We start from the raw sequence: 17,661 nt of genomic DNA on the forward strand, positions 1-17,661 counted from the left end.
ACGGCTTAAGCCGCTTGGCTTCGTCTTAGTATCTGGATCATTACTTCGATGGGCTGAGCACCACTGATGACGTCGTCTGCGATCTGAATACTCGGTACCGAGCGCACACCGGAGGCCTTGGTTATGGCCTCCAGCTTCAGGACTTCAGCGGTGCCTTCCTCGGTGCTGAGAAAGTCGACAACAGCCCCCCGGTCCAGCCCCGTTTCGGCAGCGATGTCGGCCAGCACATTGAGGTCGCCGATATCCCGCCCCTCGCTGAAGTACGCCTTGAAAATGGCCTTGATCAGGAGGGAAGCGTCTCTACCCGCCAGTTGCTCTCGCCATACCAGCCGATGCCCTGCCAAGGTGTTGGGGGTTTTTTCGACTCGTTGGTAATCGAACTCCAGACCGACAGCCTTGCCGGCGTGGGTCACCTGTGCGTCCATGGCCTGGCTACGCGCCCAGCTGCCGAACTTGCCAGAGCGGTAGGCTTTACGATCCATGCCCTGAACAGGCATGTCCGGGTTCAACTGATAAGGCAGGAACGTAATGTGGCCGTCAGCTGAATAATCCGAAGCGGCAAGCGCGCGTTCGAGATTTTCCTCACCGATCCAGCACCATGGGCAGATGAAGTCGTAAGTCACCTGAATCTTGGATGAGTGCAAACTCATGGCAGTCTCCGTGGTTGAATGTTTTCACACCCCCACGGTAGGCGCCCGGTCCCCGCCAGAGAATCCACCTTCTGCACAACGTTGCGTTTCGCAAAACGCAAAGGTGGGGCGATCAGCTCACGAGCTGACACTCCGATCCGAGTAATTCACTGAGGAAATCAATAAACGTATTGATACGTTTCGAGCCGCGGTGGTTGGGCAGGTACAGGGCCGAGATCGCCGAACTTGCGCTGTCCGGATTGACGACAAAAGCGTCGAACAAGGACGTCAATCGACCACTGTCGATATCATCATTGACCAGCCAATCGGGCAAAAGCGCCACCCCGCTACCGGCCAGTACCACGTCACGCAAAACCTCGGCATTGTTGCTCTTGAACTGCCCGTCGACGGGCACGCGAATCGCTTGTCCCTTGCCTGTAAATGTCCAGACCTGCTGCGGTGCACCGTAGTTGAAGCACATGCACTCGTATCGCATGAGGTCCATGGGTTGGTCAGGAAGTCCGCGAGCATTCAGGTACTCGGCACTGGCGACCACCCGGCGTCGAAAGCTGCCGATGCGGCGACTGACCACAGCTTCCATCGCCGCCGGCGACCCCATCCGGATCGATAGATCGATGCTTTCGCCGAGCAGATCGACGATGTCGTCAGATAACGTCATATCCAGCATGAGCATTGGGTAACGCTCTAAAAGCGTGGAGATATGAGGGGCGATGAGGCGGTGTCCAAACGCCACGGGGACCGAAATACGCAGCTGCCCTGCGGGCACTTCACCACGATCCGAAACCGACTCGTCAGCCTCCGCCATGGCATTCAGAATATCCCGGCCTTTCAAGTAATAAGCGCTCCCGGCATCCGTCAACGTGACTTGCCGGGTAGAGCGATTTAGCAGCACGGCACCGAGGTCACCCTCAAGCCTGTCGATCATTCTGGTCACTGAAGAAGTCGCCAGATTGAGTTGTCTGGCGGCCGCCGAAAAGCCCTTGGAATCTACCGACTGGATGAACATTTTCAGTGCGAGCAGCTTGTCCATGAAACTCCTTCAATGCCATCGGTACATTCCTTGAGGATCCATCTTTGGACAAGCGCGCAAGTGGCGCGAGTTAACGGTTGTTAATTCTGACGTCGTTGCGCTGGGCGCAATGTAGCGTTGCGCCTTGATGGGGTACTCCATCACAACCGCCCTCTCTAAGCTCACGCCACAGAAAGTCGCCGTACGCCAATCGCACGCGGCGGATTGAAAAATCTGTCGTTAACTGAGCTCGAGAGGTAAGGCGATGAAGCGCAATACGATCATCGGTGCCGTTCTGGCAATCGGCATCGTGGGGATAGGGTTTGCATTCTGGATGATGTGGAGACCGGAAATCGCCACTGTCAGCCCGCCCGAAAATGCAGATCGCGAGACCCTGGACAGAGGCCGACGCGTCGTCGAAGCGGGCGATTGTGCGGTCTGCCACACACGACCTGGCGGCGCTTACATGGCGGGAGGATTGCCGCTGGTAACGCCCTTCGGAACACTCTTCACCACCAACATAACCCCAGACCGGGAAACCGGTATCGGCCAGTGGTCGCTGGACGCCTTTGAACGGGCCATGCGTGAAGGCATCGCGCGCGACGGCCATTTTCTCTATCCGGCGTTCCCCTACGTGCATTACCGAAAGATGAGCGATGCAGATATTGCGGATGCCTATGCCTTCCTGATGAGCGTGGACCCGGTCAACTACACCGCACCGGAAAACCATATGGTCTTTCCCATGAATTTCCGTCCGCTGGTGTCTTTCTGGAACCTGCTGTTCCTGCATGGGGATCCGCTGGAAACACTTCCCGGGCAAACAGCGCAATGGAACCGCGGACGCTATCTGGTCGAGGGCGCGGGACACTGTTCATCCTGCCATTCGCCCCTGAATTTGATTGGCGGGGAGAAAAGCAGCGAGCTGTTCAACGGCGGTATCGTCGACGGCTGGACGGCCCCTGCCCTGCGCGCAATGGCCTCTGCGCAACATCCCTGGAATGAAGCCCAACTGGTCGCCTACCTGACCGGCGAGGTCGCCGAAGGACACGGCGCAGCAGCGGGCCCTATGTTGCCGGTCAGCCTGAGCATCGCGCAGATGCCGGAGGAAGATGCCCATGCCATCGCGCAGTACATTCTTGACCTCAAGAAAACCTCACCGGATGCGACGTTGCCGCCCTGTACCTCTGAGGCAAAGCCCAGTGCCAAGGCGCTTCTGGGCGCCTCGTTATTCGAAGGTGCCTGCGCGAGCTGCCACGGCACCGCCGCCCCGATGCGCGCCATTGAATCGAGGCCCGCTCTGGCCAGCACTTCGGCAGTAACGGCGGACTCACCACGCAATTTAATCCAAACCATCCTGCAAGGCATCCCGATGTCCAGTGCCGCTCCCAGCCACTACATGCCGGCCTTTGCACACAACCTCGACGATAGCCATCTGGCCGCCATTGCCGAGTATTTGCGCACCGACAGCTGCGCGACCAGACCCTGGACGGACCTGGAGAAAACTATCAAGAGCATTCGGGCTCAGGAGCAGCAACCGTGATCACACTCGACATCAACGGCAAGACTCATGTACTGGACATTGCGCAAGACATGCCGCTGCTTTATGCCTTGCGCAACCAGGTGGGGCTCAATGGTGCCAAGTACGGCTGCGGCCTGGGTCAGTGCGGCGCCTGCACGGTTTTAGTAGACGACAAACCGGTGTTTTCATGCCTGACACCGTGCGGCGCGCTGGCGGGAAAATCTGTGCGCACCGTGGAGAGCCTGGGCAGCGCCGACCAACCGGGGCCGTTGCAGAAGGCCTTTATCGACGAACAGGCGGCCCAGTGCGGTTATTGCATCGCGGGGATGATCGTACGGGCGCAGGCTTTGTTGGAGGCCAACCCTCATCCGGATGATGAAACGATCCGTCGCCACATGGCACCCAACCTGTGTCGCTGCGGCACCCATGTGCGGATCCTCGCCGCTATCAAGTCGGTCATCGCGCAGGGAGCCAAGGTATGAAAACCTCGACGCAAAACGTCAATCTGAGCCGCCGTGCTTTCGTGATCAATGGCACGTTGGTGATGGGTTTCGCGATGCTCCCAGGCATTCCGCGCGCCTTCGCCGACACCGAAGTGGACACCTTGGGCACGCAAATCCTGGCACCTGACCTGCCGGGCAGCCTGCGGGCCACGCCCTATCTGGACGCCTGGATCCGCATTGACGCGAAAGATGGCATCACCGTCTACACCGGCAAAGTGGAGCTGGGTACCGGCGTCAAAACGGCGCTCCTGCAGATCGCCGCCGAGCGCCTGGAAGTGTCGCCCGGGCTCATCCGTTTTCTCACCGCCGACACCGCGCTGACACCCAATGAAGGCTATACCGCCGGCAGCCATACAATCGTCGACAGCGGCACTGCGCTTTTCAACGCCGCGGCCCAGGTGCGTCAGCTATTACTCGAATCCGCAGCACGGCAATGGCAGCAGAAAGTCGACAGCCTGAGCACGCGGGACGCCGTGATCTACGATGCGCAAGGTCGCAGCATGACCTACGTGCAAGCGGTTGTCGGGGTTCAACTGCATCGCTTCGCATCGGCCAGCTCGCCCTTCAAGCCTGCCAGCAGCTTCACACTGATCGGCACATCATTGCCTCGACTGGACATTCCAGCCAAGGTCAGCGGCGGTGCGGCTTATGTGCAAGACATGCGTCTGCCCGACATGCTGCATGCCCGTGTGATACGCCCACCCCGGCGCGGCAGTCAGCTGCTGGACATCGATGAGGCGGCCCTCAAAAAACTCCCCGGAGTGGTGAAACTGGTCCGCAACGGCAGTTACCTCGCCGTGGTCGCCACCGATGAATGGCTGGCAGTCAAAGCGATGCGCGAAGGCTACGCCTCTGCCCGCTGGACAGAAGGTAATCCGCTGCCCGACTCAACACATATCCATCAACTCCTCACCGAGTTGCCAGCGCGACGCTACCCGGTGAGTGCCAAGGGCAACCTCGCGCAACCTGCGCCACGCGCCTACAAGGCACGGGTGACCAAGCAATACCTCATGCACGGCTCCATCGGGCCGTCGTGTGCAATGGCCTGGTTTCAGGACGGAACACTCACTGTCTGGACTCACACTCAAGGCGTCTATCCTCTGCGCATGGGCATCGCCGAGATGGTCGGCCTGCCGGTGGCACAGGTGCGTTGCATCCACGCCGAAGGCTCCGGTTGCTATGGCCATAACGGCGCGGATGACGCCGCAGCCGATGCCGCGCTGATCGCCATGGCCATACCCGGCAAGCCGATACGGGTGCAATGGATGCGCGAGCAGGAAAATCTTTGGGAGCCCTACAGCTCGGCAATGCTTGCCGAAGTGGAAGCAGGACTGGACGACGGCGGGCGCCTTCGGGACTGGAAATACGAACTCTGGAGCACGCCGCACAACGAACGTATCGTCAATGCCGGGCGCTTGTTACCGGCGTGGCTGTTGGCCAGGCCCTTCACCCCAGCCCCTTCGATCCCTATTGCCCAGCCCGAGGGTGACGGCGACCGTAACTCGGTTCCGTTGTACGAGATACCCAACCTGCAGGTCGATCTGAACTTCGTTCTGACCATGCCGTTCAGGACCTCGGCCATGCGTTCGCTCGGCGCCCATATCAACGTGTTCGCCATCGAGAGCACTGTCGATGAACTGGCAGCGCAGGCCGCCGTGGACCCGGTGCAATTTCGCCTCAATCACTTGAGCGATCCACGAGCACGGGCAGTGGTGGAACGTGTGGCCAGCAGCTTCGGTTGGCCGCAAAAGGCAACTGGCCCCGGCAGCGGAATCGGCTTCGCCTTCGCTCGCTATAAAAACATCATGGGTTACTGCGCCATCGCCGTGCAGCTGCATGTGCAACGACAGACCGGGCAAGTGACGATTGATCGGGTGGTGGCCGCCGTCGATGTGGGGCAAATAGTCAGCCCCGATGGGCTACTCAATCAGGTCCAGGGTGGCATCGTTCAGTCCGCCAGCTGGACGCTCTATGAACGAATCCTCTATGACGCCAGCGGCATGCATAGCTTCGACTGGAGCGGCTATCCGATCATGCGTTTTCCCGAGTTGCCGAAACAGGTCGAGGTGCACATGATTGATCAGCCCGGCCAGCCATTCCTCGGCGCGGCGGAAATCGTCCAGGGCCCCATGGCCGCGGCGCTGGGCAACGCCATCAGTGATGCCGTCGGCAAGCGCTTGCTCGATCTGCCGTTGGCGCGACGTGGTTGGCTGGATGCTCTGGGATCATGAACGACCCCCGTGCAGAATAAAAAAGGGCGGTGAAGGATCACTTGCACCGCCCTACCCCAACTAAGGGAAACGTTACTCTACTTAAAAACATGCCGTTGGAAGAGAACGACATGTACATGCAACACCTGTTAAAGCGCTGCCTGTCAGTTACAGTGGCCAGTCACAACAGCACTGACTCACCGCATAGTTTCCGCTACAAACTATCGCCTGCGTTTAAAAATCAAAACAATGCCAACTGGTAATTTATAATCACGCGATTCTCGTCTTGTTGGCGGGCGTTCGGGATATTATTCCGCACCATTGCATTTTTCCACATGACGCCCAAGCCTTTGAAGGGGCCTGATTGCACGACATAGGCGAGCGTAATATCACGTTCCCATTCGCTGGAATTGCTAGATGCGACAGTATTGATATCATTACCTTTAACATACACAACACCTGCCGTCGCACCAGGCAGACCCAGTTTTGCGAAGTCAAAAGAGTAACGGGCTTGCCACGACTTCTCGCCAGCACGAACAAACTTCTGAACCTGCATTTCCGTGATGGTGTAGGTGGTGGGGCCGTCCCCCTGGTTTAAATAAGGGAAGTCACTTTTCCCATCACTGACCTCATAGCCTGCTCCGAAAGTGTGACCCGCAACCGCGTAGGTAAACAACCCACTGTACAAATCGTTATCGACTTTTCCTTTCAGCGTGTTACCGCCATAGTAGCCCGTCGTAAAATACGCAGGATCATGGCCGTTTGCACCATCATCCTTGCTATTAAAGTATCGAACATCACTGGTCAGCACACCAGGTCCGATTGCCCAGTTGTGAATCAGGCCAAGAAAATTCTGCTTATAAAAATCTTTGAGATTGCCGTAGTAGTACTGCAAGGTTAGATCTTTAGTCAGCTTGTAATCGCCACCGGCGTAAATGAATTTATTACTGAAGCGGCCAGTGACCGCATTATTGGCGCCTGCAATGGACATATTTTCATTGTTGCTGGAGTTGCGCCCCTTCACCTCTTCAATTTGCCCACCGATCAAGGTCAGGTCTTTGATGTCGGCCGAAGAAACCTGGGTTCCTTGCCAGGTTTGAGGCAACAAACGCCCGTCATTGCTGAAGATCACCGGCAGTTTTGGGACCAGAGTTCCAAGCTTCAGTTCGGTCTTGGATATTTTCATTTTCCCGGTCAGCCCCAAGTTGGAGAAATCGTCAACCGCATGGTCGCCGTCACTTGGAAATACCACGCCACCGTAGTTCGTACCCGTCGGATTGCCATGTTTACCGGCGCTTGAATCCAGCCTGACGCCCAGCATGCCCAACGCATCAACACCAAAACCTACAGGCCCCGGGGTATAACCCGAGATGAATTCGAGTTGAAAGGCTTGCCCCCACTCCGCTTGATAACTCTGGTTGGCTGCTTTCTGAGCGGGTGTTGCCGAGTCTCGGTAATCGCTATTGATATAGAAGTTACGCAGTTTAATCGCAGCCTTACTATCATCGACAAAACCAGCCGCATGGGCTTGCTGCGCCAATACACACATGGCTGCCGCAACAGCAAAAGTACACTTCATTTATTTTCACCCAAGTTTAATTTGTTATTTTTGTATGAACTATTAAGCGACTTTCCAGACGTAGGTATTCCGACAGCTTATGGTGCGCGAGAAGCACACAGCCAAACCATAGTTCGCTTATTAAAATTCAACTTCTCGCGACCAGCGTTGCAGGAGCTACACGTTCATGCAGAAACTTGTAGTTATTTAATGCAGACAGCCATCATCTGGCTTAATCAGCTTTAAGTTGCGCCTTCCATGTTGCCGGCGTACCCAACTCCGTATCGACCAACTGATTTTCGAATCGACTGCGTTCAACTACAGCGCTGGCGGAACGATCAGTAATGGAGAACCAGAAAATACCGATAAATGCGACAGCCATTGAGAACAGGGCCGGGTATTCATACGGGAACCAGGCTTGCTGATGATGGAGAATCTTGACCCAAACAGTAGGACTGAGAATGCACAGGGTAATTGCAGACACCAGCCCCAACGATCCGCCAATCACGGCGCCACGCGTCGTTAAACCCTTCCAGTAAATCGACAACAACAGCACTGGAAAATTGGAACTTGCGGCGATGGAGAACGTTAAGCTCACAATAAATGCGATGTTCTGTTTCTCGAAAGCAATCGCCAGCAGAATCGACAACACACCCAGCACGATGGTTGTAACACGAGAGACGCGCATTTCTTCACGGTCGCTTGCGGTACCACGGCGCAAGGCATGTGCATAAAGATCATGAGAAACGGCAGACGAGCCTGCAAGGGTCAACCCTGCCACTACTGCCAATATTGTCGAGAACGATACCGCACACATAAACCCGAGGAAGACATTGCCGCCGACGTTATGTGCGAGGTGAATCGCAACCATATTAACGCCACCCAATATTCCACCTGACGCATCATGATAGGCAGGATTGCTGGCAACCAGGGCGATGGTGCCGAAACCGATGATGACGATCAGTGCGTACCCTATGCCGACAAGACCGGTGGCATAAAGAATACTTTGGCGTGCAGCCTTGACGTTACCGACGGTGAAGAACCGCATGAGAATATGTGGAAGACCTGCCGTACCGAAGACTAATGCCAGCCCCAGGGAAATCGCAGACACAGGGTCAGTAATCAGCCCTCCTGGACTCATGATTGCTACATGGGATGGATGCACTTGGGTAGCTTGAGTGAACAGCTGGTTCAGGCTGAATCCGAATTCGGACAAGACCATGAAAGCCATGAAGACACAGCCAGTCAGCAGTAAGACTGCCTTGATGATCTGAATCCAGGTGGTTGCCAGCATCCCGCCAAAGAAAACATAGATGACCATTAGCGTACCGACGAGAAGCACAGCGGCGGTGTAATCGAAACCGAACAGCAATTCCACCAGCTTTCCAGCGCCTACCAGCTGAGAAACCAGATAAAGCAGAACGATCACGATCGAACTGGACGCCGCAAACGCTCTTATGGGTCGTTGTTTCAGGCGATAGGACAGTACGTCCGCCAGCGTGTAGCGACCTAGATTGCGTAATGGCTCGGCAATCAGGAACAGAATGATCGGCCAGCTTGCAAGGAAACCGATTGAGTAGATCAGTCCATCAAAACCGCTGGTAAACACCAACGCGGAGATACCCAGCAAAGACGCCGCGGACATATAGTCTCCGGCGATGGCCCAACCATTTTGGAAGCCGGTAATTTTTCCGCCTGCGGCATAGTGATCGGCAACGCTATTGTTTTTACGTGCGGCCCATCGTGTGACAAACAGAGTAAAAATAACAAACGCTAGAAACATGCCGATGGCAATGGGGTTATGTTTGTGGACTGTGCTCGGAGCGTCGGCAGCGTATACCGCTACCGACGCCAGGATGGCTGAGACTGCAATAAGTAGACGCTTCATTTGTTGAAGCTCCTGATGATTGTTTTTATTTTAGGGTCGTAGCAGGTATTAGTTCGCCATACGTAGACAGCAACGAGAAGAATCGTGAAGGCGAGCATTCCAAAGCCAATTGGAACGCCCCATGTCATCGGTTGCCCTTCGATGATAGGTGTACCCAAACGGGCCGGTATAAAGGCTAGAGAAAGAATAAATCCGAAATAAACTGCCAACATCAGGGCAGTCATACTCCACGAAAATATCCGTCGCTGTTTTACCAAAGCACGAAACTCCGGATTTTCGAGAATCGGGTTTTGAATAGCGTTATCAACCTGTTCAGCGGACAGGGCCGAGCCACCGTCTTGCGGATATGCATGTTCCATGGTTGTCTCCTGCAAAGGGCTTTTGGCTGTATTAAAACTTCACGGGCACCGCTGTCTCGCGCATTACGGCTTCCGGGGTTCGGTACAACTCAGCCATTTCGCGCTCTTCCTCGCTTTTCAGTTGCGCCTGCATATACGCACCCAAATGCCTGGCATGCTGAACAATCGACGCCCCGAAACGACAGCGTTGCTCGCTATAGTCCGCCAATGCCTCTTCGACGGATGCATGTCGCTCAAGTGCTTCGACGATTGCCAACGCATCACCGGCGGCCTTGGTAACACCCATTCCACAATGGGGACGCGCCACAAATGCCGCGTCGCCAAGCAAAGCGACACGCCCGAAATTCATCTTCGGTACTTCCAGGTCGTAAATGGGCTGGAATAAAGGTTGCGCGGCTTTCTTTACAACTTCGGCGAACTGCGGGGCAAGTAATGTCTCGGCGGACTGGTACATAGTGTCGAGCACATCACGACGTATCAGCGCCGGAGGAATTCCACCTTCAAATTGTTTCCCGCTTTCGTCCCTCAACAAATCGCGCAAATCGTCGTCGTCACTGGTGCGGTACCACACGAAGTTATAACGGCGTTCGCCTACAAGAGTGCTGTTGGAGTGCCCGGCAACTGGATACCCCAGGATCTGCTCGTGTGGCGGCAAACAAAAAGCGAATTTATCGAATAGCGCTGCGTGGGCAGAGTCCGATAGCGCACTTTCATCGACTAACCCACGCCATGCGATATATCCAGCGTATTGCAGGTGTACGTCAGGTAAAAAATGCTGGCGGATTGTCGACCGAAATCCATCAGCGGCAATAATGACGTCCGCTTGATGAGTTGTGCCATCGGCCAACGTGACGCTGGCATGCGTGTCAGTGCTTTCAACCGAGATGACGCTACCACCGCTGCGGTAAAGCGAGTCCGGAAATGCGGCGCGAAGAACCTGGTACATTTTCCCCCACGCGGTCAACGTCTGTGGGAGCGCGTTTTCAAGTACCACATCGCCATCCTGGGCCAACGTGACACGCGAAAGCACATTGATACCGACAGATGCATCGAGGGGAATTCCCGCAGCGGCCATCGCCTCGAACAATTCAGGGTGGGTAACGATCCCGGCGCCTCGTCCAGCGAGTTCATCCGGAACACGTTCGAAAACCTCAACATCCCAACCTTTGCGTAACAGCATATTTGCTGCAAACAGGCCACCCAGCGAACCGCCCACGACAATAGCGCGGGGTTTATTCAACGTATTGATCATGGCCGCTCTCCCACAGTGGCAGCTACATGGGAGGCGTAAGAACCAACCGCTTCAATCTCGGAGGCTGGAAAATTGAGCTCGATGGTGACACCTGACGGATCTTCGATGAAAACCTGATGCAGGCCGAGGCTCGGAACGGTGCGATCACGCCAGGCAATGCCTTCGGCCTTGAAGACGCTCCAGAATGCAACCAGGCCAGTGACCAGAAAGGCGATGTGGTCAACGGTTCCAGTGCCTGTCAGCGGGATTTCTTTATCGCCGAGGTAGTTCTTCAGACCTTCGGGGTTGGAAGGGTCAATCCCGATAATGTGGACCGTGCCAAAGTCCTCCTCATCTCCTCCCATGTACAACCAAACGCCAGGAAAATCGAACGGCGGCCGATAGCCAGGGGTAAAACCGAGCACCCTTTCATAAAATCGGCTGGACTTCTCCAGGTCGAACGACCGGATCGAGTAATGAGCGAGCTTCAGGACTTGCATGGTGCCTCCAACGTTTTTTGTATTTATTTATCACTCGATAAACAATACGTCCTGACGAAATTGAAGTAAATAGCCGATGGGTCAAATTTTTGAGGGCTGGCCTGAACCACGTCATGGCGGCGCAAAGGGGAAGCGGGTTTCAAGCGTTGGGAAAGGGCTTTTCAGGGCAAAATGACATGCGTACGCCCCCTACCACCTGATCAGCTGAAGACTGAAACAGGTGATGAGTGGTCGACAAAAAAGAGAGGCAAAGCAAAAGATCAGCGGGCGGATAAAGCAGAAAAACCAACTCAAATTGAAGCCGGTCAATTCAAGCCAGGCTTCTCGCCGAGGTCGTTATCGACTTGTTGCAATACGTGGGGACTGCCGTTAAGGAATGCATCGACCATCTGCTCGATCAGCGCATCAATGTCCTCAGTTACTGGAAGATCGTAAATCCATTTGCGCACGCCGATATAGAAAATGCTGGCATGCAAACTCCAGATCAATTCCAGCTCTTTGTCATTGATCGTTTCGCCTGAGGAGGGTGCCAATCCATGAGCATGGCGAATCTCTGCGATGACAGGAATGAAGACTCGCTCACGCAATTTGGCGAGATACCGATCGTTGATACCTTCACGTGTCAGCCCGGCGAAAACGAAGATACGAATCCATTCCCGCCGCAGAATCACCCCTGCGTATGAGGTATAGAAACGAACCAGACGAGACTGAAGGGGTTCCGAGCGATCCTTGATCATCGCTTCCCACGAGGTATCCCACTGGTACACCTCGTCGTACACGCGATCTATCAGCGCCTCTTTGCTAGGGAAATATCGATAGAGTAAAGGCTGGGTAACATCAAGTTGTCGCGCCAGCTCACGGGTGCTCCCCGAGAATCCGCACGTCGCAAAATGCTCGATGGCTTTCTGCACAATCTGCTTTTCCCTGACCTCTGGCGAAAGGCGTCGAGTCGTCGATTTGACGAGGCTTGCGGAGTCTTTTGACTTGCCTGGCTCGTTCTCGTCCACATTTTTTGAGTCTTGCATAACGCCTCACTAGAGCTTCATTCAGGCATCATACAAAACAAAAGAATGTGCTGGCTATGAACCACACCTATTTGGCCAGGCGGCTTTCAATATCCGTCTTGAACAATGTGGGTCGACTTAAATAATGCCCCATGGCCAACACTTCCATCTCACCATCGATTTCCAGCGCAAATGCTGGAAAGCCACGCGCACTCAGGGCTTCCAGCATCCCGTTACTGCGCTCAAGATGATCCTGCAATGAGTCTGCGGTGACCGAATCAAAAGCCGCCATAAACGTATCTGATTCAAAGCCAAGCTCGCCGGCAATGTCGGCAATCACCCCACGGTCAGCAATGGCCCGTCCCTCCTGGTAGTACGCGACTTGCAAACGCTTGAGCATTTCAATGCCGCGTCCTGACAGCTGTTGAGCCGTCATCATGGCTGCAATGGGCGGTGAAGAGTCCAGGTAAACGTTTTCATGGTCGAGTACGCCCTGGACGTAAGCGTCTGCGAAGGTTTGTTTGCTGAACGCGGTAATCCGAGCTTCGTGGGGACGAACAAAATCGCGCCACTCACCCGACACAAACTTGCTTTTGTCTCCCGATAACATGCCTACACCATGAGCCTGAATTTCCAGGCCAGGAATCGTGGTGGCCGCCGTGATCATTGGTGCCGCTCCATAGCACCAGCCACAGAACGGGTCGTACACGTAATGCAATGTTGCGGCGCTCATTCAAACCTCCCGGGTCTGCTGTATCTACACAGCGAAAGTGGTCCATTACGTCGAAATCCAACGCTTTAAATTAATCAACGGTAACGAGATCAGCTCACTGGCAAGCCCTCAGGCCCGAGCAACTCGCTGATGAAATCGATAAATGCATTGACGCGCCTGGAGCCGCGATGATTGGGGAGATACAGCGCAGAGATAACCGAACTCGCGTCGTTCGGATTGACAACAAAAGACTCGAACAATGACGTCAGGTGACCGCTACCAATATCATCGTTGACGAGCCAATCAGGTAAAAGAGCCACCCCTCCGCCCGCCAGCGCGACCTCGCGCAAAACCTCCGCATTGTTGCTTTTAAAGCGGCCTTCAATAGGGACTCGAGTCTTCTCACCGGACTTTAAGAAACTCCAAACCTGTTGCTTTTGGCCATAACTAAAGCGCATGCATTCGTGCTGCATGAGGTCCATAGGATGTTCGGGGAAACCATGCGCATTCAGGTACTCGGAACTGGCAACCACCCTACGACTGAAATGACCGACAGGACGACTGACTACACCGTCCATTGTTGCTGCGGAGCCCAACCGGATCGATAGATCGACGCGCTCACCCAACAACTCAACAATGTCGTCTGAAAGCGTCATGTCCAACACGAGTTGCGGGTAACGCTTCAAAAGCGCGGCGATATGCGGCGCAATCAGACGACGTCCCAGTGCCACAGGTACGGAAATACGAAGATGCCCTGCGGGGACTTCCCCACGGTCAGTGACCGAAGCATCCGCTTCGGCTACAGCGTTCAACACCTCCCGCGCTTTCAAGTAGTAGGCGGCCCCGGCATCTGACAATGAGATTTGCCGCGTGGAACGGTTAAGCAGGACAGCGCCCAGCTCAGCCTCAAGCCCGTCGATCATCCGGGTCACGGAAGACGTCGCCAGGCCCAACTGTCGAGCAGCGGAAGAAAAGCCCTTCGAATCCACAGCCTGGACGAACATTTTCAATGCGAGCAACTTGTCCATGACACTCCTCGACTATCCCCGTTCTCATCTTGGGCATTGCGCGTTCCAGCGACCGATCGACTCAGTGAACCTGCCCGGCTCGACGAGAAACAATCGAGAAGGCGATCAGAGCGACCAGCGACAAGGCGCTTCCCACCGCTGCAATCGCCAACCAGCTGGCATGTTCATAAAGCGAACTGGCCACCGAGGAACCGATTGCACCGCCAACGAAGATACTGATCATGTACAACGCATTCAGGCGGCCTCTGTTGGCGGTGCCCAAGGCGTAGACGGCTCGTTGGCCAAGCACCATGTTCATCTGCACAGCAAAGTCCAGAGCAACACCGGTGACAGCCAAACCAATCACACCGTAAAAGGGATTAATGAAGGCTGGAAGGAAACTCACCACGCCCAGCACCATGGCCAACTGTGAGGCTCGTCGAGTGTGCCCTGCATCAGCGAGTCGACCACTGATAGGTGCAGCGACTGCACCGATGGCGCCGACCAGAGAAAACATCGCAATCTGACTTTGCGTGAGGCCGAACTCACGACTCAACACCAGCGGTACGGCGGTCCAGAACAAACTGAACGATGCAAACATCAGCCCTTGATAAAGCGCTCGCTGACGTAATACGGGTTCGCGGCAAAACAGTTGTCCAAGGGACATCAGCAGTTGACCATACGACGCACGATGGGCTGGCTGCCATTTGGGCATGGTCATGCCGATCACTATGGAGATGATGAGCATCAAGGCAGCAGCCCCGATAAACACTGCCCGCCAGCCCAAATGATCAGCAATCAGGCTCGACAGCGGCCGCGCAAGCAAAATCCCCAGCAGCAAGCCGCCCATGATCCCGCCAACCACTCGGCCGCGAGACTCTTCCGGTGCCAGATGCGCGGCCAATGGAATAAGCATTTGCACGGAGACCGAGCTGAAACCGATGAGCGCCGATACGACAAGAAATACGCTCGGCTGCCGGGCTAAACCAGCGGCGAGCAGACTGAAGATCGTAATCACGATCGTCGCTATCATCAGTCGGCGGTTTTCGACCAGGTCCGCCAAGGGCACCAGGAAAAACAATCCGAGTGCATAACCAATCTGAGTCAGCGAAACAATAAGGCTCGCGTGGCCACTCGACATACCGATATCCGGGGCAATCAAGCTGATGATCGGTTGTGCGTAATAGATGTTGGCCACGATGGCACCGCAACAAAACGCAAACAGAAGCACCAGCCCTCTGGTCATTGAAGCTTTTTGTATCGTCGTTGCTGTACCACTTGTAGAAACGCCCATGCCATAGACTCCTGAAGTTCGACAGCGGTGACTTTCCAATGAAAGGTCACTCGCTTTACTGTTTGTCAGGTCAACAAAATAGGCGGCACTCCCCCTCGAGAGAATATGGGCAGGACGCAACGTGACGTTGCGTCTTGCGCAAAAGATGCGCGGCGTAGTCAACGTCCCCTCTTGAGTCAATGGCGCGCAATTGAGCGAGATACCTCATTGCCGGCACCCACCTTTGTGCATCGCGCCTGCTCATCTCCAATATCAGCACCTGGCTTGAAGGTGACTCAGCCATCGTCCTCACCGGCCATCGACAAGCCGTTTGAGCTGAGCGTAGACTACTATTGATCGATCGATCATTAATAGTGTTTTTAACAAAAGAAGGCCTTAAATCGCTCCAGGCTCAACCGCTCCAACCTAAAAGCTTCCCTCCTTTTATGCGTCGTCGAGCCAGCCTTGGCCGAGATAAAAATGGGTGGATAAAAATAAAATCTCTTGAATGAGGCGAAACTCATCGTGACGTTAAGTCTTCGTAGCAAAGTCATCCTTCTGACGATCATCCCTGGCCTTTTGCTGGCTGCAGTGATCAGCGGCATCACTTTTTGGGTTTTGCAAAAGCTGGCATCCGAGGAGGTTGAGCAGACGCGCGACCTCTTGATCAATGAGCGAAAAACTTCACTGAAGCACTATATGGAAATTGCCCAAGCGTCGATTCAGCCGATATATGACGCTTCCAAATATGGGGATTCCGACGCTCGGGATCAGGCTGTGAAGATTCTGCGAACGCTGAGTTTCGCTAAACAAAACTATTTTTACGGCTATGACTCTTCGTCTGTTCGAGTGTTCTCCGCCAACCTGAACACCGATATCGGCAAGAGCTTTGTTGATAGCAAAGATGCCAACGGCGTGTATGTGATTCGAGGGCTGGTTGAAGCGGCCAAGACGGGTACACATTTTTTCCGGTACGACTGGCAAACCCCCGTCAGCCCGAAACCTACGCCCAAGCTCGGTTACACCGTTTATCTGGAGAAGTGGGACTTGATCGTGGGCACGCAAGTGAATCTGGATGATCTTGAAGTTCAGGTACAGGCCATCGCCAGTGAGCGCTATGAGCGAATCGGTCAGTACACCGCGTACATCCTTTTCCTCGCCGTTTGCGTGCTGCTCCTTGTGGCACTGATTGGCATTTGGCTAGGAAACAGCATTGTGAAACCTTTACTGGCCATCAAGAAGAACCTGGACGACATCGCCGCTGGAGATGGCGACCTGACACACCGCCTGCCAGTTTCGAGCAACGATGAGCTGGGTGATTTGGCTCACTCGTTCAACTTGTTTGTGGAAAAAATTCATAACCTTGTGCGTCAAATCGTGGAGATGACCGGGCAACTGACGGCACTGGTCGAAGATATGTCGGCCCAGGCCCAGCGCTCAGAGCAGGCCATGGATCGTCAGCGCCAAGAGACTGATCAAGTGGCGACAGCCATTCATGAAATGTCCACGGCTGCGCATCAGGTCTCCGTCAGCGCCCAAGGTGCTTCGCAAGCAGCACGAGAAACCAGCGATGTTGGTGGGCAGGCAAGAGATGTCGTCAACAAAAGCATCGAAAGCATTCATTCGTTGATTGAGGAAATAGGACAAAGTAGCTCGTCTCTGGACAGCTTGAACAAGGACGTGCAGTTGATTGCCGGTGTAGTTGACGTCATTCGCTCTATTGCGGAGCAAACCAATCTATTGGCTTTGAACGCTGCCATTGAAGCAGCAAGGGCTGGCGATGCGGGTCGTGGTTTTGCAGTGGTCGCCGACGAAGTTCGAGCCCTGGCCAGCCGTACGCAAAAGAGTACCCAGGAAATCCACGGGATGATCAGCCTGCTTCAAAAAGGCACCCAAGATGCCATGATCACGATGGGCCGCTCCAGCGAAACAGGCCGAACAACAGGGGAACTGGCAAACCGGGCGGGATTGTCGCTGGATGCCATCAGCCAATTGATTTATACAATTAACGACATGAACGCTCAGATCGCCAGCGCGTCCGAAGAGCAGACCGCTGTGGCCGAGGAAGTAAACCGTAGTATGACTCACATCTCCCTGGCGGCTGATGTGGTCGCCGGGGACGCCAAAGATGGTGCACAAACCTCCAGAAGTCTCAGTGAGTTAGGTAATCGCCTAGGTCGTTTGATTAGCCAGTTTCGGATCTAGTAGTGAACCACCGCATCAAGTTATCGGACTTGA

The 17,661-nt window shown here is 54.8% G+C and carries 15 protein-coding genes; 4 read left to right on the forward strand and 11 right to left on the reverse strand.

Annotated features, from left to right (window positions below; translation table 11 throughout):
* Positions 1-5: 5 nt before the first annotated feature.
* Positions 6-650: a DsbA family oxidoreductase gene (locus KGA97_RS02255; RefSeq protein WP_008037502.1), complete on the reverse strand. Its 645-nt coding sequence runs from the start codon at positions 648-650 to the stop codon at positions 6-8.
* Between the two features lie 112 nt (positions 651-762).
* On the reverse strand, positions 763-1,680 hold the full coding sequence (locus tag KGA97_RS02260) for a LysR family transcriptional regulator (RefSeq protein WP_223480149.1): 918 nt from the start codon (positions 1,678-1,680) through the stop codon (positions 763-765).
* A 244-nt stretch (positions 1,681-1,924) separates the two neighbouring features.
* On the opposite strand from KGA97_RS02260, the gene KGA97_RS02265 reads away from it, so the two are divergent.
* Genes KGA97_RS02265 through KGA97_RS02275 form a run of 3 tightly spaced genes read left to right on the forward strand, consistent with a single transcriptional unit; the run spans position 1,925 to position 5,912 of the window.
* On the forward strand, positions 1,925-3,199 hold the full coding sequence (locus KGA97_RS02265; RefSeq protein WP_223480150.1) for a c-type cytochrome: 1,275 nt from the start codon (positions 1,925-1,927) through the stop codon (positions 3,197-3,199).
* A complete protein-coding gene (locus KGA97_RS02270) occupies positions 3,196-3,660 on the forward strand; it encodes a (2Fe-2S)-binding protein (protein ID WP_008037507.1) in 465 nt (154 codons plus the stop codon). The genes KGA97_RS02265 and KGA97_RS02270 overlap by 4 nt, the downstream gene beginning before the upstream one ends.
* On the forward strand, positions 3,657-5,912 hold the full coding sequence (locus KGA97_RS02275; protein ID WP_223480151.1) for a xanthine dehydrogenase family protein molybdopterin-binding subunit: 2,256 nt from the start codon (positions 3,657-3,659) through the stop codon (positions 5,910-5,912). The genes KGA97_RS02270 and KGA97_RS02275 overlap by 4 nt, the downstream gene beginning before the upstream one ends.
* 220 nt (positions 5,913-6,132) lie before the next feature.
* On the opposite strand, the gene KGA97_RS02280 is transcribed toward KGA97_RS02275, so the two are convergent.
* From KGA97_RS02280 to KGA97_RS02320, 9 genes are all read right to left on the reverse strand, one after another.
* Positions 6,133-7,470 (reverse strand): OprD family porin, encoded by a 1,338-nt coding sequence (locus KGA97_RS02280; protein WP_032832366.1) that lies wholly within the window; start codon positions 7,468-7,470, stop codon positions 6,133-6,135.
* Between the two features lie 211 nt (positions 7,471-7,681).
* Positions 7,682-9,337 (reverse strand): cation acetate symporter, encoded by a 1,656-nt coding sequence (locus KGA97_RS02285; protein WP_008037510.1) that lies wholly within the window; start codon positions 9,335-9,337, stop codon positions 7,682-7,684.
* Positions 9,334-9,696, reverse strand: coding sequence for a DUF485 domain-containing protein (locus KGA97_RS02290; RefSeq protein WP_008037511.1), 363 nt, complete (start codon positions 9,694-9,696; stop codon positions 9,334-9,336). The genes KGA97_RS02285 and KGA97_RS02290 overlap by 4 nt, the downstream gene beginning before the upstream one ends.
* Before the next feature lie 31 nt (positions 9,697-9,727).
* Complete coding sequence (locus KGA97_RS02295; RefSeq protein ID WP_223480152.1) at positions 9,728-10,948, reverse strand: FAD binding domain-containing protein; 1,221 nt, start codon at positions 10,946-10,948, stop codon at positions 9,728-9,730.
* A complete protein-coding gene (locus KGA97_RS02300) occupies positions 10,945-11,427 on the reverse strand; it encodes a VOC family protein (RefSeq protein ID WP_223434848.1) in 483 nt (160 codons plus the stop codon). Before KGA97_RS02300 ends, KGA97_RS02295 begins: the two co-directional genes overlap by 4 nt.
* A gap of 305 nt (positions 11,428-11,732) precedes the next feature.
* Positions 11,733-12,452: a TetR/AcrR family transcriptional regulator gene (locus tag KGA97_RS02305; protein ID WP_223480153.1), complete on the reverse strand. Its 720-nt coding sequence runs from the start codon at positions 12,450-12,452 to the stop codon at positions 11,733-11,735.
* Between the two features lie 67 nt (positions 12,453-12,519).
* Positions 12,520-13,164: a DsbA family protein gene (locus KGA97_RS02310; protein WP_223480154.1), complete on the reverse strand. Its 645-nt coding sequence runs from the start codon at positions 13,162-13,164 to the stop codon at positions 12,520-12,522.
* Positions 13,165-13,253: 89 nt separating this feature from the next.
* Positions 13,254-14,171 carry a LysR family transcriptional regulator gene (locus KGA97_RS02315; protein WP_223434846.1) on the reverse strand — a complete coding sequence of 306 codons (918 nt, stop codon included), beginning with the start codon at positions 14,169-14,171 and terminating at the stop codon, positions 13,254-13,256.
* Between the two features lie 61 nt (positions 14,172-14,232).
* Positions 14,233-15,444, reverse strand: a complete 1,212-nt coding sequence (locus KGA97_RS02320) for an MFS transporter (protein WP_207286480.1) — start codon at positions 15,442-15,444, stop codon at positions 14,233-14,235.
* A gap of 504 nt (positions 15,445-15,948) precedes the next feature.
* Here KGA97_RS02320 and KGA97_RS02325 point away from each other — a divergent pair.
* A complete protein-coding gene (locus KGA97_RS02325; RefSeq protein WP_223480155.1) occupies positions 15,949-17,628 on the forward strand; it encodes a methyl-accepting chemotaxis protein in 1,680 nt (559 codons plus the stop codon).
* The last annotated feature ends 33 nt before the right edge of the window (positions 17,629-17,661 follow it).

The organism is Pseudomonas sp. BF-B-15, assembly GCF_019946675.1.
Classification (GTDB): Bacteria; Pseudomonadota; Gammaproteobacteria; order Pseudomonadales; family Pseudomonadaceae; genus Aquipseudomonas; species Aquipseudomonas migulae.